The sequence below is a fragment of the Pseudomonas sp. A-1 genome (assembly GCF_004801855.1).
Classification (GTDB): Bacteria; Pseudomonadota; Gammaproteobacteria; order Pseudomonadales; family Pseudomonadaceae; genus Geopseudomonas.
On sequence record NZ_SSTC01000034.1, the window covers coordinates 1 to 23,953 of the forward strand.

General features: G+C 70.8%; 13 protein-coding genes. 4 read left to right on the plus strand and 9 right to left on the minus strand.

Features of this window, described 5'->3' with window-relative positions; translation table 11 throughout:
- From bcsG to bcsE, 3 genes are all read right to left on the minus strand, one after another.
- A partial coding sequence (gene bcsG, locus E5198_RS09720) for a cellulose biosynthesis protein BcsG (RefSeq protein WP_256659022.1) occupies nt 1-524 on the minus strand: 524 nt, incomplete at its 3' end.
- Nucleotides 521-703, minus strand: coding sequence for a cellulose biosynthesis protein BcsF (locus E5198_RS09725; protein ID WP_136489800.1), 183 nt, complete (start codon nt 701-703; stop codon nt 521-523). The genes bcsG and E5198_RS09725, both read right to left, overlap by 4 nt.
- A complete protein-coding gene (gene bcsE, locus E5198_RS09730) occupies nt 700-2,211 on the minus strand; it encodes a cellulose biosynthesis protein BcsE (protein WP_305956050.1) in 1,512 nt (503 codons plus the stop codon). Before bcsE ends, E5198_RS09725 begins: the two co-directional genes overlap by 4 nt.
- Nucleotides 2,212-2,657: 446 nt before the next feature.
- Here bcsE and E5198_RS09735 point away from each other — a divergent pair, with 446 nt between their 5' ends.
- The 4 genes from E5198_RS09735 to E5198_RS09750 all read left to right on the plus strand — a co-directional run bounded on the left by E5198_RS09735 (nt 2,658) and on the right by E5198_RS09750 (nt 8,413).
- Complete coding sequence (locus E5198_RS09735; RefSeq protein WP_136489802.1) at nt 2,658-4,985, plus strand: Tex family protein; 2,328 nt, start codon at nt 2,658-2,660, stop codon at nt 4,983-4,985.
- 1 nt (nt 4,986) lies between these two features.
- Entirely contained in the window at nt 4,987-5,370 is a 384-nt protein-coding gene (locus tag E5198_RS09740) for a PaaI family thioesterase (protein WP_136489803.1), read from the plus strand.
- Between the two features lie 184 nt (nt 5,371-5,554).
- A complete protein-coding gene (gene gshA, locus E5198_RS09745) occupies nt 5,555-7,138 on the plus strand; it encodes a glutamate--cysteine ligase (RefSeq protein WP_136489804.1) in 1,584 nt (527 codons plus the stop codon).
- Nucleotides 7,139-7,447: 309 nt separating this feature from the next.
- Nucleotides 7,448-8,413: a LysR substrate-binding domain-containing protein gene (locus E5198_RS09750; RefSeq protein WP_136489805.1), complete on the plus strand. Its 966-nt coding sequence runs from the start codon at nt 7,448-7,450 to the stop codon at nt 8,411-8,413.
- A gap of 20 nt (nt 8,414-8,433) precedes the next feature.
- Here E5198_RS09750 and E5198_RS09755 read toward each other — a convergent pair whose 3' ends face one another.
- The 6 genes from E5198_RS09755 to argE form a co-directional block, all read right to left on the minus strand.
- Nucleotides 8,434-11,781, minus strand: a complete 3,348-nt coding sequence (locus E5198_RS09755; protein ID WP_136489806.1) for an SdrD B-like domain-containing protein — start codon at nt 11,779-11,781, stop codon at nt 8,434-8,436.
- Between the two features lie 3 nt (nt 11,782-11,784).
- A complete protein-coding gene (locus E5198_RS09760; RefSeq protein ID WP_136489807.1) occupies nt 11,785-17,616 on the minus strand; it encodes an SdrD B-like domain-containing protein in 5,832 nt (1,943 codons plus the stop codon).
- A 120-nt stretch (nt 17,617-17,736) separates the two neighbouring features.
- The gene (locus E5198_RS09765) at nt 17,737-20,406 is read right to left on the minus strand and encodes a DUF11 domain-containing protein (RefSeq protein ID WP_136489808.1); all 2,670 of its coding nucleotides are present in this window, start codon (nt 20,404-20,406) and stop codon (nt 17,737-17,739) included.
- 205 nt (nt 20,407-20,611) lie between these two features.
- Nucleotides 20,612-21,106, minus strand: a complete 495-nt coding sequence (locus E5198_RS09770) for a DUF11 domain-containing protein (RefSeq protein ID WP_136489809.1) — start codon at nt 21,104-21,106, stop codon at nt 20,612-20,614.
- A 209-nt stretch (nt 21,107-21,315) separates the two neighbouring features.
- Nucleotides 21,316-22,614, minus strand: a complete 1,299-nt coding sequence (gene argA, locus E5198_RS09775; RefSeq protein ID WP_136489810.1) for an amino-acid N-acetyltransferase — start codon at nt 22,612-22,614, stop codon at nt 21,316-21,318.
- Between the two features lie 142 nt (nt 22,615-22,756).
- Nucleotides 22,757-23,926: an acetylornithine deacetylase gene (gene argE / locus E5198_RS09780; protein WP_136489811.1), complete on the minus strand. Its 1,170-nt coding sequence runs from the start codon at nt 23,924-23,926 to the stop codon at nt 22,757-22,759.
- Between the last annotated feature and the right edge of the window lie 27 nt (nt 23,927-23,953).

Here is a 23,953-nt window from a genome sequence, read left to right on the forward strand (position 1 = left end):
AGCGCCGGTGCGCTCGCCGGCGCGACGGGTGCGCTAGCGACGGCCGGCAGCGGGCGGGCCGGCGGCGACCACAGCGGCGCCAGCGACTGCGCGCCCAGCCACAGCAGACCGGCCAGGCTGACGGTGGTCAGGCGCAGCCAGGGCGCCAGCAACCCGTAGGCCAGCAGGGCCAGCAGGACGCCGGCCAGCGACCGCCAGTCGAGGAAGCGCCCGCCCAGCTCGAGCAGGTAGGCCGGCGAGAAGTCCAGCAGCGCCTGCAGGCTCTCCAGCACCCGGCCGACCGGCGGCAGCCAGGAGTCGTGGTAGAGCAGCGCCAGCCCTGCCGGCAGCGCCAGCAAGGTGCGCAGCAGCGCCGCCCCGCGCGGCAGCGGCAGCAGCAGCACGGCGGCCAGCAACAGGTTGGGCAGCACCTGGAAGTTGAGCATGCCCTGCCAGAGCAGGACGAACTTGCCGAGGAAATACAGGTTCCATGCCCCCAGCCCCGGCCAGCGCAGCGCCGCCGTGGTCGCGCCGCCGCCGCTCACCGGCGCCCCTCCCCTGCCGGCCGCCGCCGACGCGGCGGATAGGCACGCAGATGGCGCGACGGCAGGAAGCGCAACAGCCGGCCGGCGAGACGGCGCAGCAGGACGAACGCCAGCAACGCCAGCGGCACGCTCAGCAGGGCGGTGACGCCCAGCAGCTGCCAGAGCTGCTCCGTCCTCATGCCACCGACTCCAGGGCCGGCCGGCCGATGCGCACCGGCGTCAGCCGTGCGGCCGGCGCCGGCGCGCGCTCCGCCGCGAGCAGCGCCGGCAGGAGCTCGGCGTCGTCTGCGCCCGGTGCCATCTCGTCGACACCGGCGAGCAGGCGCCGGGCGGCGAACAGCTCGCGCCACGGCAGGCGGAACAGGTTGCCAAGGGCACGCTCGAGGGCGTCCAGCCGGCAGCCGAAGAGGAACAGCCACAGGTCCCCGCCGCTGGCACAGGCCAGGTCGCCGGCACGGCGCAGACGGCACTGGCCGAGCACCTGGGTCAGGTTCAGGCCTTCGGCCACCCGCAGGTGCAGCAGCAGGTGGCTGACCTCGCCGTGCCGCTCGGCGGCGAGGATGCCGCCGACCAGGGCCTCGAACTCGCGGCGCGGCAGCAGGCCGCGCTGCGCCGGCGGGCGCAGGCGCGCCAGGATCGCCGGCAGATCCTCCGGCAGGGTGCGCGTCCAGCGGTGGCCGTGCAGGCTGTCCAGCAGGGTGAGGAAGCGCGACAGGCTGGTGCCGCACGGCACGATCAGGCTGGCACCGCAGGCCAGCAGCAGTTGCTCGTCCAGATAGCGCAGGCAGGGCGCCATCTCGCGCACCACCAGGCGCAGTTCCCGGCCGCGGCGCCGCCGCAGGTGGTGGAGGTGCTCGGCCAGCGCCCCGACGCGGGCATTGTCGTCGAGGCTGAAGATCACGCAGGCGGCCGTAGCGCCCTCGGCGGCTGCCAGCAGCGCCGCATCGTCGTCGAACAGCCGCCAGTGCGCGGACAGCGGCGGCGCGCCTTCGAGCACCGCCCGGCGGGCCAGGTGACGGTACTGGTCGCTGGCCGCCGCCGGCACACCGGCAGCATCCGCCGCCGGCCGGGCGACGAAGCCGTCCGGCCGGCGCGCGAGCGGCATCTCGCCGGCGCCCTGGACGCCGAGCGCGTTGCGCCAGTAGTGCAGCTGGTAATGCGGGGCGCCGCGACTGTGCAGCAGCTGCGCCAGCCCGGCCAGCGGCTCGCTGCAGCCCTGCAGCCGCTCGCACAGCATCGGCGCGCCGGCGTGGCTGAGCACCAGCAGGGTGCAGCCGTGCTCGGCCAGCCAGGCATGCTGGGCGGCGCACCAGGCCTCCAGGCGGCCGGCGTCGAAGGAATCCCAGATGCTCGCCGGCGCCAGCAGCAGGATCGCCATGCCGCGCGGCGCCCGCAGGCGGCGCAGCTCGCGGCCGAGCACGCGCAGGACGCCGGCGGCGTCCTCCTCGGCGAAGGCATAGGGCCACAGCGTGCCGGGGCCGCGGTCGGCGGCCAGCCCGTCGAGCACGCCGTCCGGCGAGTCGCCGCAGACCACCAGGATCGCCTGTGCCTCGTCGGCCATCCCGGCCAGAACCTGGCGGGCGAGCAGCACGGAATCCTCCGCCCGCTCCCCCGCCAGCCAGTAAAGCGCTCCCTGCCGCATCTGCATCCATTCGTCCCGCAGACCCGGAACAGCCAGGGACATCATGCCCACTGCCGCAACCCCCTCACGAAACTCCCTGCACCGACTCCGGCGGTGCGCCCTCGCCTGCTCGCGACGGGCACCGCCAAGTCCGCCAAACCAGCGCAACTCGATGAAAATGTGAAACGGCGCATCTCGCGCACGAACGACCGTCGTGCGCTGCGCATGACTGCAAGGCCTGCGCCGCCTGCCTAACGCCCGGCAGACGCCACTTTATTGACGATTTTTATGCGAAAAGCATCACGCTAACACCGGCATTAAATCGCAATTTGTTTGCTCGATCCAGACGATGTCGAAAAAATGACGACCAGTCCCTTGCAATGCCGCAAACACCCTCACCAGCGCAGGGGCCGCCATCGGCGGCGCCCCCTGCGCGGCCGCGCGCCATGGTTATAATCCATCCCTTTGCGGCCGCCCGTCGGCCACCTTCTCCCGCAGTCGCAGGAAGTCATATGGACAGCATCAACGCCCGCATCGCCGAGGAACTCGGCGTCCGCCCGCAGCAGGTCGCCGCCGCCGTGGCGCTGCTCGACGAAGGCTCGACCGTGCCCTTCATCGCCCGCTACCGCAAGGAGGTGACCGGCAGCCTCGACGACACCCAGCTGCGCACCCTGGAAGAGCGTCTGCGCTACCTGCGCGAGCTGGAGGAGCGGCGCACGGCGATCCTCGCCAGCATCGAGGAACAGGGCAAGCTGACGCCCGAACTGGCCCGCGAGATCAGGCTGGCCGACACCAAGACCCGCCTGGAAGACCTCTACCTGCCCTACAAGCAGAAGCGCCGCACCAAGGGCCAGATCGCCCTGGAGGCCGGCCTCGGCGAGCTGGCCGACGCGCTGTTCGGCAATCCGGAACTGAATCCCGAGGCGGAAGCCGCGCGCTTCGTCGACGCAGAGAAAGGCTTCGCCGACGTCAAGGCGGTGCTCGACGGCGCCAAGTACATCCTCATGGAGCGCTTCGCCGAGGACGCCAGCCTGCTCGACAAGCTGCGCTCCTTCCTCAAGGACAACGCCACCCTGAGCGCGCGCCTGGTCGCCGGCAAGGAGCAGGAAGGCGCCAAGTTCAGCGACTACTTCGAGCACGACGAGCCGCTCAAGGGCGTGCCGTCGCACCGCGCGCTGGCGATCTTCCGCGGCCGCAACGAGGGCGTGCTGAGCGCCAGCCTCAAGGTCGGCGAAGAGCTGTCGGGCGTCGCTACGTCGGGCACCATCCATCCCTGCGAGCTGATGATCGCCGAGCGCTTCGGACTCGAGCAGCGTGGCCGCACCGCCGACCGCTGGCTGGCCGAGGTGGTGCGCTGGACCTGGAAGGTCAAGCTGTACACCCACCTGGAGACCGACCTGCTCGGCGAGCTGCGCGAGGCCGCGGAGAGCGAGGCGATCAACGTGTTCGCCCGCAACCTGCACGACCTGCTGCTGGCCGCCCCGGCCGGTCCGCGCAGCGTGCTGGCGCTGGACCCCGGCCTGCGCACCGGCTGCAAGGTGGCGGTGGTCGACGCCACCGGCAAGCTGCTGGACACCGCCACCGTCTACCCGCACGCGCCGAAGAACGACTGGAACGGCACCCTCGCCGTGCTCGCCCGCCTGTGCGCCAAGCACCAGGTCGAGCTGATCGCCATCGGCAACGGCACCGCCAGCCGCGAGACCGACAAGCTGGCCGCCGACCTGATCAGGCAACTGCCCGCACTCAGGCTGACCAAGATCATGGTTTCCGAGGCCGGCGCCTCGGTGTACTCGGCCTCCGAACTGGCCGCCCGCGAATTCCCGGAACTCGACGTGTCGCTGCGCGGCGCGGTGTCCATCGCCCGCCGCCTGCAGGATCCGCTGGCCGAGCTGGTGAAGATCGAGCCCAAGGCCATCGGCGTCGGCCAGTACCAGCACGACGTCTCCCAGCTCAAGCTGGCCCGCTCGCTGGACGCGGTGGTCGAGGACTGCGTGAACGCCGTCGGCGTCGACGTCAACACCGCCTCCGCCGCCCTGCTGGCGCGCATCTCCGGCCTCAACGCCACCCTGGCCGGCAACATCGTGCAGTTCCGCGACGCCAACGGCGCGTTCAAGTCGCGCGCCGAGCTGAAGAAGGTGCCGCGCCTGGGCGACAAGACCTTCGAGCTGGCCGCCGGCTTCCTGCGCGTGATGAACGGCGACAACCCGCTGGACGCCTCGGCGGTGCACCCGGAGACCTACCCGCTGGTCAGGCGCATCGCCGAGGCCACCGGCCGCGACATCCGCTCGCTGATCGGCGACTCTGCGTTCCTCAAGCGCCTCGACCCGGCGAAATTCACCGACGAGAGCTTCGGCCTGCCGACGGTCACCGACATCCTCAAGGAGCTGGACAAGCCCGGCCGCGACCCGCGTCCGGAGTTCAGGACCGCCGAGTTCCAGGAAGGCGTCGAGAGCCTCAAGGACCTGGTGCCGGGCATGGTGCTGGAAGGCGTGGTGACCAACGTCACCAACTTCGGCGCCTTCGTCGACATCGGCGTGCACCAGGACGGCCTGGTGCACATCAGCGCGCTGTCGGAGAAGTTCGTCAAGGATCCCTACGAGGTGGTGAAGGCCGGCGACATCGTCAAGGTCAAGGTCATGGAGGTGGACATCCCGCGCAACCGCGTCGGCCTGTCCATGCGCATGTCCGACACCCCCGGCGAGAAGGTCGAGGGCGCACGCGGCGGCAACCGCGGCAACGCACCGCGCAGCGAGCGCCATTCCAGGCAGGACAAGCCGGCCCCGAGCAACCCCGGCATGGCCGCGCTGTTCGCCAACGCCAAGCAGATCAAGAAGCGCTGAGATGACCGACGTCCGCGAAGTGACCACCAGCGCCTTCAGCCACCTGCTCGGCTGCGAGCCCGTGCGCATCGACGGCGGCGAGGCCGAGGTGCGTCTGCCGCTGAAGTCCGAGCTGCGCAACCGCGCCGGCAAGCTGCACGGCGGGGCGATCTTCAGCCTGGTCGACATCGCCATGGGCCTGGCCTGCTCCAGCGCCCACGGCTTCGAGCGCAAGAGCGTCACGGTCGAGTGCAAGATCAACTACATGCGCGCCATCGACGACGGCGAGGTGCTGTGCAGCGCGAAGGTGATACACCATGGCAGCCGCACCCTGGTGGTGGACGCCGAGGTGCGCCAGGGCGAGGCGCTGGTCGCCCGCGCCCAGGGCACCTTCATGCTGGTCTAAGCTGCTCCCGCAGGGTGGGAAACGGCCGCGGGCCTTTCCCGCCGCCTGCACGGTAACGGTGGAAAAGCGCGGCGCGAGTTTCCACCCTGCGGGCTGCGCCGGCCGCACGACAGGCTCCTGCCCCCTTGAGACTGCCGTCCGTCGCCCCCATAGTGCGGCATATTTGCCAACAGGAATCCGACTTTTGAGCGACCTACTTTCCCGCCGCCTGGCCCTGCTCGCGAGCGCCGATAAGCTCGACCTGCTGCGCCACTGCCGGCACGGCCTGGAGAAGGAGAGCCTGCGCGTCGACCCCGCCGGCCACCTGGCACTGACCCCGCACCCCGCCGCGCTGGGCGCGGCGCTGACCCACGAGCAGATCACCACCGACTACTCCGAGGCGCTGCTGGAATTCATCACCGCCGCCTGGGAAGACCCGGCGCGCACCCTCGACGAGCTAGACGCCATCCACCGCTTCGCCTACGCGCGGATGGGCGCGGAGCAGCTGTGGACCCACTCGATGCCCTGCCACCTGCCGGACGAGGCGAGCATCCCCATCGCCGAATACGGCGCGAGCCACATCGGTCGCCTCAAGCACGTCTACCGCAAGGGCCTGGCGGTGCGCTACGGCAAGGCCATGCAGTGCATCGCCGGCATCCACTACAACTTCTCGCTGCCCGAGGCGCTGTGGCCGCTGCTGCAGGAGGCGGAGGGCGACACCAGCACGGCGCAGGACGGGCAGTCAGCACGCTACATCGCGCTGATCCGCAACTTCCGCCGCTACAGCTGGCTGCTGATGTACCTGTTCGGCGCCTCGCCGGCAGTCGACGCCGGCTTCCTCGCGGGCCGCGAGCACGGCCTGGAGACGCTCGGCGAGGGCACCCTGTACCTGCCTTGGGCCACCAGCCTGCGCATGAGCGACCTTGGCTACCAGAACAACGCCCAGGCCAGCCTGCGCCCCTGCTACAACGACCTCGACAGCTATCTGGCCAGCCTGCGCCAGGCGGTATCGACGCCATATCCGCCCTACGAGGCCATCGGCCTGCACGACCAGGACGGCGAATGGCTGCAGCTCAACACCAACGTGCTGCAGATCGAGAACGAGTACTACTCGAGCATCCGCCCCAAGCGCGTGGTCAACCGCGGCGAGCGGCCGATCCAGGCGCTTGCCGCGCGCGGCGTGCAGTACGTCGAGGTGCGCTGCCTGGACATCGACCCCTTCCTGCCGCTGGGCATCGACCTGCCCACCGCGCGCTTCCTCGACGCCTTCCTGCTGTTCTGCGCCCTGGAGGACAGCCCGCTGCTGTCCGGCGACGAGTGCCGCGCCTGCACCGGCAACTTCGCCCTGACCGTCAAGCAGGGTCGCAAGCCCGGCCTGCAGCTCAGCCGCCGCGGCCAGGAGATCGCCCTCAAGGACTGGGGCCTCGAACTGCTGGAGCGCATCGCCGCCTGCGCCGAGCTGCTCGACGCCGCCCATGGCGACGACCTGCACCGCCAGGCACTGGCCAGCCAGCGCGCCAAGCTGGAGGACGCCCGCCTGACCCCGTCGGCGCGGGTGCTGCAGAGCCTGCGCGAGGACCGGCTGAGCTTCCACGCCTTCGCCCTGCGCCAGTCCGAGCGCCACGCCGCCTGGTTCCGCGGCCGGCCGCTGGACGCCGCGCAACTGACCGTCTTCGAACAGTCCGCCAGCGCCTCGCTGGCCGCCCAGGCCGAACTGGAAGCCGGGCAGCAGGGCAGCTTCGAAGAGTTCGTCGAGCGTTACATGGCGGCGATCGAGCCGACCCGCTAGCCCCCGTCGCCCCGCCGTCCGGCGGGGCCACTCCCCTGCCCTCCCCCCCCCCCGCTCCGCCGGCAATCCGCCGCCGGAAGCACACGCCTGTCCGCCTGTCCGGCACGCCCGTCGAGCGCGTGGCGGCGGCAATCTGCCGCCGCCACCACAAGAACGCCTGTTTTTCGTCGCAACTCATGCGCAAAAAAGAAATATCCAGCATATCGCCAAAATAATGGCGATATGCTATCATTTACATATAACTAAAAACATGCGTGTCGCTGTCGCCTTGCCCCTTGCGATCCGCACGAGGATATTCACGGATAGAAAATGCCCCGCAGCCAGAGCAACCCCCTCGACGCGCCCCGCGCCTCCGTCAGCATCGCCACGACCGACAACCTCACCGACTTCTACCTGCTCGCCCAGGTGATCGAATCCGGCGGCTTCTCCGCCGCCGCCAAGCGGACCGGGATCAGCAAGTCGCGCCTGAGCCGGCGCATCATCGAACTCGAGCGGCGCCTGGGCAGCCAGCTGCTGCTGCGCAGCACCCGCACGCTCACCGTGACCCCGGCCGGCGAAGAAGTCTTCCAGCACATCCAGGACATGCTCCGCGCCGCCCGGGCCGCCGAAAGCAGCATCCAGCAGTTCCTCGAGGAGCCCTGCGGGCTGGTGCGCATCTGCACCCCCCCTCTGGTGGAGGAGCTGCTGGCCGAGCCGCTCGCCCGCTTCGCCATGCTCCACCCCCGGGTACGCATCGCCCTCAGCCCGGGCGACGGCGTGCGGGAGCTGCTCAGCCAGCGCGTCGACCTGGCCTTCAACCTCGGCGCAGTGCCCGGCGACAGCCTCGAGCTGGTGCTGCACCCCCTCGCCCAGTTGCGTCTGGTCTGCGTGGCCAGCCCCGCCCTGCTGGAGGAACTGGGCCAGCCGCAGAGCCCCGAACAGGTCGACCAGAGCCGTTTCCTCAGCCTCGGCCTGCCCCATGCGCCGGAAGCCTGGCAGTTGCGCGACGCCACGGAAGCCGGCGGCAATCCGAGCTACGTGTCGCACAGCCTGACGGCGCTGCGCAGCGCCGCCCGGGCCGGCCTCGGCCTCGCCCAGCTGCCGCTGTACGCCTGCCTCGACGATCTGCACGAGGGCCGGCTGCAGCTCGCCCTGGAGCACTTCGAACCCGCCCCCTGCCCGATCCAGGCCATGACGCCGCCCGCCCGGATGGTGCCCCAGGCGGTGCGCGCGCTGATCCAGTTCCTACGCGAACAGCTGCCCCACTGCCAGGCGCGCGGCATCCTCGCTCCGTAGCCGGCCTGAGGGGCGGCCGCTCACATCCCCTCCACCCGCACCCGGTACTCGACCCGTCCCTCGGCGCCCGACGGCAGGGCGCCGCCGAGACGCCAGACCACCGCACCGACGCCGCCCTCGGCAGGCGCCTCGCTGGTCGTGCAGCTGGCGATGCCGGCCGGCAGCGGCAGGCGGCACGCCGCGCTGCCGCCGACGTAGACGGTATAGGCCGGGGTGGCGTCGCGGATCTCCACATCGCTGACGCTGTCGGCGCCGGCATTGCGATAGGTCAGCGTATAGGTCAGCACGTCCCCGGCCATCGCCGTGCCCCGGTCGACCGCCTTGAGCAGGACCAGCGCCTCGCGCTCGCTGGCCGTGACCAGGTCCTGCACGCTGCGTGCGCTGCTGCGCAGGGGCTGGTCCGCCGCGTCGGCATAACTCATCTCGGCACGCAAGGCGGCCCGCCACTGGGCGTTGATCGGCGCTCCCGAGGGCACCAGCACGCGCAGCAGCAGGCAGTGGCGCTGCCCCGCGCTCACCGCCAGCGCGGCGCCCAGCACCGCCTCGCCGGCGTCGAGGCTGCCGTTGCAGTTGGCATCGCCGAACAGCCGGGTATCCCAGCCGGGAATGTCCGGATTCGGCAGCGGGTCGGCCACGGCGAATCGCACGCTGCCACGGCTGGGCGCGGTGAAGGTGTGCGGCAGGTACAGCGTGCTGCCCGGCGCGGAGGAGCGCACCTGGTCCGGCGCCAGGACCGGCTCGCGCACGTCGCCGAAGTCCACGCCCTGGTAGCTGCCGCCCGCCGGGGTGAAGCGCAGACGGTCGTCGAACGGCGAGGGATTGTCCGGTGCCGCGATGTTGCCGGCGCTTTCGCTGATGGAGAGAAAACCGGCCGGGGTGTCGGCGACCACTTCGAGATCGCCGCCAGTCGCCGGCAGGATGAAGCGGTAGAAGCCATCCGCCGCGGTCCGGGTCTCGGCGAGCTGCGTGGCCCCGGCATCGAGCAGACGCACGCTGACGCCGGCCAGGCCGCTCTCGGCGCCATCCGGGATGCCGTTGTGGGCGATGCCGCCTCCCGCGCCGTTGTCCTCGAACACCCGCCCCTCGAGCAGGTTGCCGCCACGCCGCAGGCCGAAGTCCTGCCCGCTCGCAGCGCCGGCCACGACCAGGTCGAGACGGCCGGAGACCGGGGCGACGAACTGGAAGCCGGCCGGGCTGGCCACGCTCGCCGACAGCTCGGCATCGGTCACCAGCAGCCGGTAGGGGCCGACCGGAACCCCGGCGAAGGCATAGGTGCCGGCCCCCGCGTTCACCTGCAGCGACTCGACGACCTCCCCGGTATCGCGGACCAGGCTGACCCACAGTGGCGCGCCGGCCGCCCAGTCCTCGCCGCCGTCGCGCACGCCGTTGCCCTGCAGGTCCTCGTAGACCTGGCCGGAAATCGCATGGCCCGGCTCGGTGGCGATCACCACCGTGGAAGTGTTGTTGGCCAGCGCCGGGTCGGCGGCATCGGCCGCCCGCGACACCGTGGCGGTGTTGGACAGCGTCGCCCCGGCCGCCGCAGACAGCGTGCCGCGGATGCGGAACACCGCCCGGGCGCCGGCACGCAGGCTGACCAGCGCGTCCAGGTTGCCCGTGCCGCTGGCCGTGGCGCATGCCGATACCTGATCCGCCGGCAGCAGCCCCGGCTCGACGATCTCGCAACTCCAGCGCAGCCCCGACAGGGTGGCGGCGAAACTGTCCTGCACCCGCGCATCGCGGGCGAAGGTGTCGCTGCTCAGGTTGTCCACGGTGAGGGTGTAGGCCACCGCACCGCCGCGCCCCACCGGGGCGAAATCGGCGGTCTTGACGATGCGCAGGTCGGCGGTGCGCACGGTCACCTCGGAAGACACCGCCGGCTGGTCGGAGGGCACGTAGGTCCAGGCATCCAGCCCCTTTTCGTTGCCCCAGGTGCCGCTGTAGCTCATCGCCGGCGAACTGCTGCTGGACAGCCCCTCCAGGTTGGTCAGCGGCACCGGCTGCCCGCTGCCGGCCACCAGCGAATGGTCCCAGTACAGCAGGTCGTCGGGCCACTGGCTGGCGGACGGCCCGTTCAGGCGGCGCACGGTGAGCCGCTGGCTGCGCTCGACGTCGAAGAACGGGAAGTGGATCTCGCCACCGAACAGGGTGGCGGTGAAGTTGTAGGACAGCGTGCCGCTGGTGTAGATCGGGTTGCCGGCGCCGTCGAGGCCATCCCACACCAGGCTGCCCTCGCCGGGCGGGGCGACGCCGGTCAGCACCCGGTCGACGTTGACGCCGTTGGCGCTCAGCGGAATGACGATGCGCACCGACAGGGTCTCGCTGGCCGAGTTGGTGTAGTAGAAGGTGCCGCCGCCGCCGCTGACCCCGGCCGCCTGGCCGCTGGTGCCGTCCTTGCCGACGAAGCGCACGTCCTCGACCTGCGGCGGCAGGATCGGCAGCGCCAGACGCAGCCAGTCGTCGCCGCCGGCCCAGTAGCTGGCCTCGCTCGGCAGGTCCGCCGCCGGCGGGTTGAAGAACGTCTTGTGGGTGACGTTGATCCCGGAGTCGGACTGGTCGGGACGGTGGAAGCTGTAGCCGGCCTGCAGGACGCCAGAGGAAGTGGCCAGCGACTTGAACACCGGATTGCCGGTCGAGGACGACAGGAAGCCGCGATTGTTGGCGAAGAAGATGTAGCCGAAGGGATCGACCACCTGCTGCTGGCTGAACAGGTAGCCCTCGTTGTTCAGCACGTAGACGTTCAGGTAGACGTAGTTGTTGCCGTTGCCGCCGGAGTTCAGCGGCAGGTAGTCGGCCCATACCCGCCCGCTCAGCGGCGTGTTGCTGCTGGCACTCTGGAATACCGTCACGTCCCAGGCGGCGATCAGGCTGCCAGTGCTCGGCTGGCTCCAGATGGCGTTCGCCAAGAGCCCAGTGGGGGGGTTGGTCGCAGCGCCGTCGGGACCGAGGAACTCCACGCGCCAGATGCCGGTTTCCCCCGCCGGAACCGTCACGTAGCAGGGCGCGAAGCCGGCGGAGTTGCCGCCGCCGGGATAGCGTGGCCCGTTCACCTCCTCGGTACGGTTGGCGATACGTCCCGGCCCCGTGCCGATGCAGTTCCCTGACGTGCCGCTCGGTGTGGTGTAGCGGATGCCACCGGTGCTGCCCAGGCCGTGGGCGCTCGAGCCGAGGGCGATCACCTCGCCGGCCTGGGCATACACCTCGATGGAGTTCCTGCGCGGAATACCGGCAAAGGTCGTCAGTCCCGAGGTGTTGTATTCCAGCCAGGCGCGCAGCCCCGAGGCCCCGCTCGGGTGCAGGTTGCGACTGCCCTCGGCCCAGGCCAGCGTCCCCACGGCCAGCAGCAGCAGGCCCAGCAGCATCCGGTTCATCGCTCACTCCAGCCAGCGCAGGTTGTTTTCGTCGAACTTGAAGCGCAGGCGCAGATAGGGCCCCTGCTGCGTGTAGTCGACATCCTCGAAATCCCGGTCGTGGTAGCCGGCGAAGTTGTAGCCGCCCGACACCCACAGGTTCTTCGCCAGCAGGTAGCCGACCTCGGCGCCGTAGCCGTACTGGGTGCTGCCCGGATCGAACAGACGGCTGACGTTGAAGCCCAGGTCCCAGCGCTCGGAGAGGTCGTACAGCACTCGCCCGGACAGCAGGTGGCCGGTGAAGCGGTTGTCGACGTCGCCATTGTCGTCGTTCACCTGCTTGAAGGCATAGCGGCCGGACAGGACCCACTGGCGGTGCGGCTGGTAGTTGACGTGGCTGGACAGCACGTGGGCGTGGCGGCGCTCGTCCTCCTGCTCGTCGCGGTCGTAGCGCGACTCGTAGCGCCCCAGCCAGTTCCAGCGGTTGACCTCGGTCTGCCGCCAGGCCAGACCGAGACGCAGGCGGTTGCGCAGCAGGTCCCCGGAGTCGTCGGTCAGCCGCTCGACCAGCGACACGGTGTTCTTGCCGAGGAAGCTCCAGTCGCTCGACAGCCGGCGCACATAGCTGACCGTGTGCAGCAGGCTGTTCTCGGTGTCGCTCTCGCGCCATTCCAGGCGGGTGCCGCCCTTCCACAGCGGGTTGGCCGTGTAGTGCAGGCCGAGGGCGATGGCACTGTTCTCCTGGGACAGGCCGTCGAGCGGGTGCACCCGCTCGAACTGGGTGGTCAGGCGCAGGCCCGGCTGCAGCGCCCAGCCGTTGCGCAGGCCCATGGCCGCCTGGGCCGAGGGGCCGTCGATGGCGTCGCGCACCCGGTATTCGCTGAACACGTTGCCGTCCTCGCGGTAGTCGTGGTCGAGGCCGAACACCGTGGTGTTCTGCTGCTCGCTCAGCTCGGACAGGCCGAAGGCGCCGCTCAGGCTGGAGATCAGTTCATGGCGGGCATACAGGCGGCCGCGCTGGCTGATCTGGTAGTCGCCGCCGATGCCGAACATGCGGTTGGCGGAGGCGGACAGGTCCTGCTCGTACTCGCTGTAGACGTTGGCGCGCGGCAGGAAGTCGGGATTCCAGCCGAGCTTGCCGTAGGCCGAGGTGACGTCCCGCGCACCGGTGGCCAGGCTCTCGCCGAGGGGCGCGGCCTCGTCCTCGCGGGTGTAGCGCAGGCCGGTGGCCAGGGTGACGCGCGGCGTCAGCGCATACTCGGTGCCGCCGTAGAGGCCCTGGCGGCGCCCGCCGGTGTCGAGGCTCTCGGTGTGCAGCGCCTCGGCGTTCAGGCGCAGCTGCTCGGTCACCCGCACCGCCGCGTTGACGCCCAGCTCGCGGCGCCCGGAGCTCAGCGCCGCGTTGGGGTTGTTGAAGGTCTCGTCGCTCTGCGCGGCGAACACCCGCCCCTCGACGTCGCGACCGGTGCGCAGCCATTCGGCGCGCCAGGCGTTGCCGGCGCTCCCCAGGTCCTCCTCGGAGCGGGCGGCCTCCAGGGTCAGGCTGTGGTCCTCGGCCAGGGTCACGGTGGCGTTGAGGCCGAACAGCGAGTAGCCCTCCACCGGATCGTCGTTGCGCACCACCGAACCGCCGACCTCGAGGAACTCGGTGAGCCGGTAGCGGCCATCGGCGCCGTAGACCCAGAACGTCTCGCCGCCGCTGTCCACCTCCCAGGTGATGCGGATGAACACCGGGTTGAGGTTGGCGTCGACGCTGGCCACCGGCCGGCTGAACATGATCGAGCCGGCCAGCTCGTCGACGGTGTAGTCGACGAAGCGGGTCAGCGTGCGGCTTTCCAGGACCACCGAGGGCTGGTTGCGGTCGCGCACGAGGATCTCGATCTGCTCGCTGTTGCGCAGGAAGCCCGAGCCGGGCAGGCGGTAGGGCCCGGAGATGCCCTGGGCACGGAACTCGTTGACCTGCTGGCGGCTGCTGTCATGGCTGGCGAACAGGTTGACCACCACGCGGTCGGTCTCGATGTGCTGCTGCACGCCGGTGAGACTGCGGCTGTAGTTGGCCAACTGGCGGGCCGGCTGCGGATCGGCGGCGGTGTTGAAGTCGCCGTACAGCAGGTAGGAACGGCCCTTGTCGATGCGCACGTACAGCGGGCTGGTCGACTGCGCGTCGAAGCCCTTGATCGAACTGTCGCCGTAGACCGGATAGAAGCTCTCCGGCTCGATATCGCGGAACAGGCGGTCGCGGGTGTCCTTGTCGGAGTCGTAGGCCAGGGTCAGCAGGTAGTCGCCCTTGACCTTGCCCTTGAGGAACATCGAGCCGCGCGCGCCCACGCGGCTGTCGCCACCGCCCCCGCTGAGGCGGCGGATGTCCTGCTCGAAGGTGTCCTCGGGGCTGACCGCGGCCATGGCATCGGCCGACAGGCGATTGATGCCGACCGCCCCCTCGATCACCCCGGTGGCGACCAGCGGCCGCAGGTAGGGAGTGAAGGCCAGCCGCTCCTCGGCCTCGAGCACCCCGCTGCTGACGCGGACCCGGGCGCTGCCGGGATCGGCCGGCGGAATCAGGTCGAACAGCGCCTCGCCGCCCTGCACCAGGGTCTGCACGCCCTCCTGCAGCGGATCGAGGTCCTCCGCGTCCCAGCGCCCGGCGCTGCTCTCCAGGGTGATCAGGGTGCGCGCGGTCACCGGCACGTCGTCGGCATCGCGCAGGCGCACCATCACCGGAATCGGCGTCTGGCCGTCGGCGACCCCGCCCGACGGCGGCAGCACCAGCAGGAGCTTGCCGGCGCGACCCGGCGCGATCAGGGTGATCTCGGTGGACTCGCGCAGGTTGCCGAAGGCGTCCAGCGCCTCGGCGCGCAGCCGGTTGCTGCCCGGCTTCAACTTGACGCCGATGTACTCCCAGGCCAGCAGCTGGCGACTGGGCATGCGCGCCCGCTGGCCGACCCGGCTGCTCGGCACTTCCTCGCCGTTGACCAGCAGGCGGAAGAAGGCGCCATCGCGGCCGACGAGGCGCACCGACAGGTCGGTGCCCGGCAGGGTGTCGCCGTCCGTCAGGTCCAGGAAGCCGAAGCGGTTGTCGCTGCGCTTGAGCAGCAGGCTCTCCAGGCTGACGCTGAGCGAGCGGCTGACCGGCGCCTCGCTCAGGCGTGCCGGTCGCGCGCGCTCCGCCCCGTAGGCCGCCAGCGGCGTCTCGGCGACTATCCGGCCACCGGCATCGAGCACGCCGCTGGCCGGGCGCGCGCGCAGGTCGTAGTTCGGCGCCGCCTCGGTGCGCAGGTGCGCGGTCAGCGCTTCCTCCTCGCTGCGCGCCGGCGGCGTCTCGCCGACGCTGCGCCGCCGTTCGATCTCCTCGCGGAGCGGCGCCGCGCAGGAGTCCGTGGCGAAGTCGGCGCGGTGCAGCTCGCCGTTTCGCAGGTCGACGAAGCGGCTCTGCGCATCGCCGGCCTGCCGGTTGGCGATGGTCTCCATCTCGGCGCCCGCCGGCAGGGTGATGGGGTCGAGCTTGAGGCTGTGGGTCCGCGGCGACACGCCGTAGAAGCTGTACTTGCCCTCGCTGTCGGTAATCACGAAGCTGCCGTCGTCGAGGTACAGGCGCACGCCGGGGATCCCCGGCTCGCCGGAATCCTGCACCCGGTTGCGGTCGCAGTCGGCGTACACCTTGCCGAGGATGAAGGCGTCGTCGGCGAACACGCCCTTCTCGATCTGCACGGCAAAGCGCGCCAGGTTGGAGGAGACGTCGCCGCTGTGCGCCTGGGCCTGGTTGATGCCGTCGCCGGCGGTGGCGCCGCTGCCGACGCGGACCGTGTAGTCCAGCTGCAGGCTCCTGCCGCTGGCCAGGCTGCCGACCCGGAACACCAGGCGGCGCCCCGGCAGGCGCGCCGGATCGACCGTCAGCTCGCGATCCTGGCGGGTACTGCCGGGCAGATAGGTGAAGCCCGCCGGCAGGCGATCCTCGATGACCAGGTCGTCCAGCACCCGGCCGGTGTTGTTGCTCAGGCGCAGGGTGTAGCGCAGCGTCTCGCCGATCTCGACGCTGTTGCGTGCCCCCTGCTTCTGCAGGGCCAGGCCGGACAGCGTGCCGGGGTCGAGGGGAACGTCGAGGAGCACCGCGGCATCGACGCGGAAGCGCCCGCCGAACGAGCCGTCGCCGATGCGCCGGCCCGCCGGCTGCTGCGCCGCCGGCACCTGCGAGGGGAAGCGGTAGCCGTTGGGCGGGGTGACTTCCAGCCGGTAGTCGCCGGCCGCCACCAGGGGGAACTCGTAGCGGCCGTCGGGGCCGGTCACCACGCTGCTCGGCGCCGGCTGGGCATTGAAGTCGAACACCGTGGCCGGCCGCTCGCCGGCCGCGCCGATCTCAATCAGGCGCACCGTGGCCCCGGCCAGCGGCGCGCCGCTCTGCGAGTCGAACACCACGCCGGCCGGGTCGATCAGCACGGCCGCCACCAGCGTCTGCCCGGCGCAGCTCAGGGTGGCGGTCACCGTGTCGCTGGAGGCGACCTGCACGGTGCCGTCGCTGCTGACCTGGCGATTCTGCGGCCAGGGCGCGGTCGGTACGCTGCTCAGCACGAAGATGCCGGTATTGGGACCGGTCTCGGTGATCGTCAGGGTTTCCAGGTCGCCGGACAGCGCCGTGCTGAGGTTCAGCGGCCAGCTCTCGATGCTGGCGGCGCCGAGGTTGCAGGCGGCAGCCTCGGCCCGCAGGTTGAGCGGCAGGCCGCTGCTGCTCAGGGTGACCTTGTCGACCAGCCGCGGGTCGCGGTAATCCAGGGCGCCGGGCTGGACCGGCAGACTGACCCGGGCCGGATTCGACTCGACGCGCTGCTCCTGCGCGCCGACCAGGCCTTCCACCGTCGCCGTGTTGACGACGGTCCCGCTGGCCGCGGCGCCCAGGCGCAGGTCGAACTCCAGTTCGGCCTGGCTCAGCGCCGCCGGAGCGGGGAAGCCGAAGGCGATGGCGTCGATGCGCCCGCGCTCGGCCGGCGCCTGGCTCTGGTACTCGTCGCGCGGCATGCCGGCCAGGTGGTACAGCGCCTGGGCGCCGCCGCCGGCCACGAAGGCGACGAACTCGGTGTTGGTCGGCAGCGGATCGCGGACCAGCAGCAGCTCCTGCAGGGCGCCATCCACCAGCACCGGCTTCGGCCGCCAGCCGTCGCCGCTGTTCAGCGCCAGGCGATAACGCAGCGTCGCGCCGGGGATCGCGGTCTGCGGGGTGACTTCCTTGTCCAGGCGCGGGGCGACCGTGGAGTCGATGGTGACGCTGTCGTCGACCTGCGCCGAAGCCCCAGCCGCGCCATGCGCCGACAGCTGCAGGAGTGCCTGGCGGCCGTAGGCGAGCGCGGCGGGCACGCGGGCGGTGAGGAGCAGGTAGAGGCGCTGGCCCGCGGCCAGCGTCAGGCTGCTGCCCGGCGGCAGCGACGGCTCGCCGGCGTCGGCCAGGCCATTGCCGTTGAGGTCCTGGGTCAGTGCCAGCTCGTTGAGGTCGAAACCGTCGCCACTGCGGTTGGCGAACTGCAGGGTCAGCGTCGTGGCGACGTTGCCCGTGTTGATCAGGGTGTGGGCGAGCGCGACGCTCGCACCGGCGGAACTCCGTACCGCCAGGTCGGGCAGCAGGGCGATGCTCTCCACCGCCGCCACCTCGGTCTCCACGGTGTTGGAGCGCAGGCGCACCAGGCTGCCGTCCGTCTGCCGGTATTCGGCCTGCGCCTGGTTGCTGATCAGGCTGCCCGCCGACGGGGTGGTGCCGGCCCAGGCAGCGACGGCCAGACCGAGCAGCAGCAGGCCGCACAGGATCCCGCGCAGGATGCGGCGGGTGCCATGGGCGAGCGCGACTGCGGGCATGTCGGCGGAAGTCAGCATGGAGGGGCGCGGAAACTCGTGGACGGATTGCCGGAGTCGGCCCCGGGGAAGCCCCCGGCGCCGGATTGTTCGCAAGGGCCGGGCCCGGCGGGCAGCGCCCGCCGGGCCCGGCACCGGGGCTTACTGGTCGATCTTCACGCGGAAGGTCAGGACCGCGGAGCTGCCGGAAGCCACGCTGGTGAAGTTCGCCACCACCTGGCCGCTGGCGCCGTTGGCCGGAGCACTGTTGACGTTGCCGGCCGGCACGGTGACGGCGCTGTTGCCGACGTAGCTGGTGAAGGTCGGCGTGGTGTCGGAGATGCTCGCCGCGCTGATCGGCTGGGTGCCGAGGTTGCGCAGGGTGACCTCGTAGATCAGGCAGGCGCCCGGCCTGGCGTCCAGGCGGCCGGTGGCGGTGAAGCTGCCGTCGGCGGTGCCGTCGCAGGTCGCATCCAGCGCCTGGCGCTTGATGACCTGCACGTCGCCGGACACCACGATGGAGGTGTCGGTGGCCTGGTTGTTGGTGGCGTCCGCGTCGCCGACGGCGGAAACACCGACCGAGGTGGTGTTGGCCGCGCCGTTGTTGGCGCCGGACGGCGCGAACACCTGGATCAGCAGCGGTACCTGGGCTCCGGGCGCCAGGGTGGCGCCCAGCGCCGGATTGGCCGCCAGGATGTCGTCGACGTTGTCGACACGCACATCGCCGGCACCGATGGCGCCGTTGCCGTCCAGGTCGTACCAGATCAGCGAACTCCACAGCGCAGCGGAATCGCTGTTGCTCAGGGCCGCAGCGCTGACGCCGACGTTGCCGTTGTTGTTCAGGGTGTGGGAGTAGACCACCTGGCCGCCGGCGAACACCTGCGAGGTGTTGTTCGGCGTCACCGACAGGTCGACCACCTGGTCGACGGTCACCGCGTCGTGCTTGACGTCCAGCGCGCCGCTGGTCGGCGACAGCGCACGGAAGAACAGGCTGGTGGTGCCCGGCGTCGCGCCGGCCGGCACGGCCACCTCGGCGGTGATCCGCAGGCTGGCGCCGGCGGCGATGGTGCCGGTGTTGCTGATCACCGCGCCGGTGGCCGCGTTGCGGAAGGTCACGCTCCAGCCGGCCGGCAGGCTCAGCGCGGCGAAGGTGTTGTTGGTGCTGGCCGCCAGGTTGTAGCTGTCGAGCACCGCGCTGTTGTTGTTGACGAACAGGGTGAAGGCCGTGGTCTGGCCCGGCTTCACCGAGTTGGTGGTCACCGCCGCAGCTTCACCGGTCGGCTGCACGCCGGCACCCGGGGCGCCGGCGCCGGCGCTGTCGTTGGTCAGGTCGACCGAGTTGGCGGTGATGGCCAGCAGGCGGTCGGTCACGCTGTCCTTCACGCTCGGGTTGACCTGCGAGGTGGCGGTCTTGGTCACGTCGAACGGACCGCTGCCGGCAGCGCTGTTGGGCAGGATCACGCGCAGGTGCACGTGGAAGCTCGCCCCCGGCGCCAGCGGGCCGCTGTCCGGGATGCCGTTGCCGTTGCTGTCGGTCAGCGGAGTGCCGTCGGCGCCGCGCAGCTGGAAGCTGGTGCCGGCCGGGAAGCTGACGTTGCTGTAGGTGATGTCGAAGGTATCGACGCCGTTGCCCTGGTTGACCACGACGTTGTCGAAGGTCAGGGTCGACCCCTGCGGCACGGCGGCGCTGCTGACCACGTCGTTCTGGTTGCCGTCGGAATCGCTGCTCGAGGACTCGTCGGAAAGCTTGACGGCGGCACTCTGGGTCACGGTGAAGTTGGAGATGTTGGTCTCGTCGCTGACGGTGGTGGCGCCGTTGCCGTATGCGACCGTGGCCTTGTTCGGCACCAGGCCCGGGGCGGTGGCCGCCTTGATGCGCGCCTTGAAACGCACCCAGCCGGACTGGCCCGGGGCGACGCTGGCGATCACCGCCGCGACGCTCTGCCCGCTCACCTCGTAGGCGATGCCGGCCGGATCGGCGCTGTTGTCGTCGGTCAGCGCGGTGCCGGTCCCGCTGACGCTCCAGCGACCGGTGCCGGCCACGTACTCGTAGCGGTTGTCCAGCAGGTCGGTGAGGGTCAGGTCGGTGGCGGCACGGGTACCGTTGTTGGTATAGGTCAGGGTGACTTCGACCTCGCTGCCCACCGGACCGGACTGCAGGCTCAGCGCCTTGGTCACCGGCACCACGGCCACGTCGCCGGAAACGGTCACGGTGTCGGTGTTGGTGTCGGTCACGCTGCCGGTGTACTGGCTGGTGGCGGTGAGGGTCAGCTGGCTGGCCTGGGCAGCCAGGGCGCCGGCCGGCACCTGGGCGGCGATCACGACGTTGTAGCTGCCGCCCGCCGGCAGGGTCGGGGTCACGGCGAGCGCATCGAAGTTGTCCGGCACGCCGTCGCCGTCGGCATCGGCATAGACGGTGATGCTGCCGAAGGCGAAGCCGCCGCCGGCCACCTGGGCCGCGACCAGATCGTAGATGTCGTTGCCGTTACCGGTGTTGGTGACGGTGTGCGGCAGGTAGATGGTCGAGCTGGGCGCCGCGACCTTGTTCTGGTCGGACTCGACGTCCACGCCGGCCACCTGCAGGATGTTGGTTTCGACCAGGTTGGAGGTGGTGGTGCGGGCATTGCCGCCCACGTCCACGTAGCTGGCGGTGGCCTGGTTGCCGATGATCGAGCCGGCCGGCGGTGCGGCGGCGAAGGCCTGCGCCGACAGCAGCGCACTCACCGCCAGGGTCAGCACGACGATCAGGGCGAGCCAGATCCTCTTCTGCCACTCCATCGATCGAATGGTGCCGGCATTCCCGCCGACACCTCCTGGTATTGTTTCTGTCATGGAACACTCTCCTTGATTGCAGGCGCAGAACGCCCTTGGCTCTACTGGGCTGGGAAGTCGCGACGAGCGCAGGGATGGACAGCCTGCCGGGCAGGCCGCCGGAAACCGGTCGACGGGGTCGGATGCGTGGAAAGCGCGCGCAGGCCGGCCGCCATGCCCCGGTGCGGGGGCGCGGCCTGGCTATGGGCGGGCGATCGGCGGGCGGTCAGGGCGTGCCGGGCTTCTCCGGCTCGGCGACCTGGACGCGATAGGAATAGGTCTGCGGCTTGCCCTTCTCGAGGGGCTGTCCGGCAGTCCACTGCACGTGGGAGTAGTGTTCGGGCGGCACCACTTCCTCGCCCTTGCCGTCCGCAGCCTTGCGCTTGAGCGGAGCGGCCTGCCAGGTGACGCCACCGTCGTGGCTGAAGCGCAGGCGTGCGCGCACGTCGCTGCGGGCACTGTCCGCCACGTAGCGGGTGCCGGCGGGCACCGGGCCCTTGACCTTCAGCTGGGAGACCGGGGTGCTTTCGCTGTTCTTGTAGGTGAGGCGGTATTCGATGACTTCGCCGGGACGCGCCGACCTGGCTTCCTCGAAGGTCTCGCGTCCATCCTGATCCTCGATGACCCGCAGGGCCTCCATGAAGCTGTCAACCTCGGCCAGGGCGGGAGCAGCCGGTACTACAGCCACCAGCAGGGGCAGCAACATCCTGAACACAGTCATCGAAGCATCCTCGGCGAAACGCGATCCGTCAAAAAATCACGACCATGTGATTCGGCAATGGCTTCCAGCACTCCGTTTCGTCAAAAACATGGCCTGCTCGTCAAGGATAAGGACGACCATTTCACACAACAAGATAAAACATCAGGAAACACCATCCCGAAATCGGGACAGTCCGCGCGCCGGGACACCGGTCCCGGCGGCGACGGGCGCTACAGCGGCTTCTCGAACACCTTCGACTGCCTCTGGAAGTTGTACAGCGAAGCGCGCGCCGGCGGCAGGCGGTCGACGCTGCACGGCTTGAAGCCGCGCTCCTGGAACCAGTGGGCGGTGCGGGTGGTGAGCACGAACAGGGTCTTCAGGCCCTGGGCGCGGGCGCGCTGCTCGATGCGTTCGAGCAGCTGGTCACCGCGCCCGCCCTGGCGGTATTCGGGGTGCACGGCCAGGCAGGCCAGCTCACCCCAGTCGGAGTCCGGCACCGGATAGAGCGCGGCGCAGGCGATGATCAGGCCGTCGCGCTCGACGATGCTGAACTGGCCGATCTCGCGCTCCAGCACCTCGCGCGAGCGGCGCACCAGGATGCCCTGCTCCTCCAGCGGGCGGATCAGCTCGAGCAGGCCGCCGACGTCGTCGATGCCCGCCTCGCGCAGCTGCTCGAACTGCTCCTGGGCCACTAGGGTGCCGGCGCCGTCGCGGGTGAACAGCTCGTTGAGCAGCGCGCCGTCCTCGGCGTAGCTGACGATGTGGCTGCGCCGCACGCCGCCGCGGCAGGCCTGGGCAGCGGCGTCGAGCAACTCGCCCTGGTAGTCGCTGCCGAGGCGCGCCAGGTGCGGCGGCACCTGCTGCGGGCGCAGCTCGCGGACCAACTGGCCGGCCTCGTCGAGCAGGCCGCGGGCGGCGCCGAACAGGATCAGCTTCTCGGCCTGCAGGTCGATGGCCGCGCTCATCGCCACGTCCTCGCAGGCCAGGTTGAAGATCTCGCCGGTCGGCGAGTAGCCCAGCGACGACAAGAGGACGATGCGCCGCTCGTCGAGCAGGCGCTCGATGCCCTTGCGGTCGATGCGTCGCACCAGGCCGGTGTGCTGGTAGTCGACGCCGTCGACCACGCCGATCGGCCGCGCGGTGACCAGGTTGCCGCCGGCCACGCGCAGGCGCGCGCCCTGCATCGGCGAGGCGGCCATGTCCATCGACAGGCGCGCCTCGATGCCCAGGCGCAGGCCGCCGACCGCTTCGACCACGCATTCCAGGGTAGGCCCGTCGGTGACCCGCAGGCCGTGGTGGTAGCGCGGCGCCAGGCCGCGGGCGGCGAGGCGCGCCTCGATCTGCGGACGCGAGCCGTGGACCAGCACCAGGCGCACGCCGAGGCTGTGCAGCAGCACCAGGTCGTGGACGATGTTGGCGAAGTTGGGGTGCTCGACCCCCTCGCCCGGCAGCATGACCACGAAGGTGCGGTCGCGGTGGGCGTTGATGTAGGGGGTGGCGTGGCGCAGCCAGTTGACGTAGTCGTGCATGAAGAACCTGCCTGTGGGTACTGGGGGTGCCGATGCTCCGGCGCAGGCACCCGGCCCGGACGCTAGGCGTCCCCGGCCATGAAAAAGCGGACGCCGAGCGTCCCGGGCGACGCACCCACGCGGGAGCGTGGGTGCGATCGGATCAAGTTCGCGCCGGCGGCGTCGGTTGGGCGTCGAGGCAATAATGCCCGATCAGCTGGCGCAGCAGCTCGACGGTCGGCGCGATGCGCGCCAGGTCGAGGTACTCGTCCGGCTGGTGGGCGCAGGCGATGTCGCCGGGGCCGAGGACGATGGTCTCGCAACCGAGCTGCTGCAGGTAGGGCGCCTCGGTACCGAAGGCCACCGCCTCGGCCGCCTGGCCGGTGAGGCGCTCGGCCAGGCGCACCAGCTCGCTGTCCGCCGCCTGCTCGAACGGCGGCACGCCGGGGAAGATCGGCCCGTAGTCGATGCGCACGCCGCGCTGCTCGGCCAGCGGCTGCAGCTTGGCGCGGATCGCCGCGCGCAGCTGCTCGGGGTCCATGCCCGGCAGCGGGCGCAGGTCGAACTCCAGGGCACACTGGCCGCAGATGCGGTTGGGATTGTCGCCGCCGTGGATGCAGCCCAGATTGAGGGTCGGCTGCGGCACGTTGAACAGCGGGTTGCTGAACTCCTTCTGCCACTGGCCGCGCAGGGCGAGCAGCTCGCCGATCGCCGCGTGCATGGCCTCCAGCGCACTGCGCCCGAGCGTCGGGTCGGAGGAATGGCCGCTCTGCCCATGGATGTCGATGCGCTCCATCATCACCCCCTTGTGCAGGCGGATCGGCTTGAGGCCAGTCGGCTCGCCGATCACCGCGGCGCGGCCCAGCGGGCGGCCGGCCTCGGCCAGGGCGCGCGCGCCGCTCATCGAGCTTTCCTCGTCGCAGGTGGCGAGGATCAGCAGCGGCTGGCGGAACGGCCGGTCGAGCAGCGGCTTGACCGCCTCGATGATCAGCGGGAAGAAGCCCTTCATGTCGCACACGCCCAGGCCATACCAGCGGTCGTCGGCCTCGCGCAGGGCCAGCGGGTCGCTCCGCCACAGCGCGGCGTCGAAGGGTACGGTGTCGCTGTGCCCGGCCAGCACCAGGCCGCCGGGACCGGAGCCGTAGGTCGCCAGCAGGTTGGCCTTGCCGGGGGCGATGTCCTGGATCTCGCAGGCGAAGCCGAGGTCGGTCAGCCAGCCGGCCAGGCGCTCGATCAGCGGGCGGTTGGGCTGGTCGAGGCTGGGCTGGGTGCAGCTCACCGTCGGCAGGGCGATCAGCTCGGCGAACTGCTGCTTGAGGCTGGGAAGGGGCATGGCGGCACTCCGGAAACAGTGCCTTGC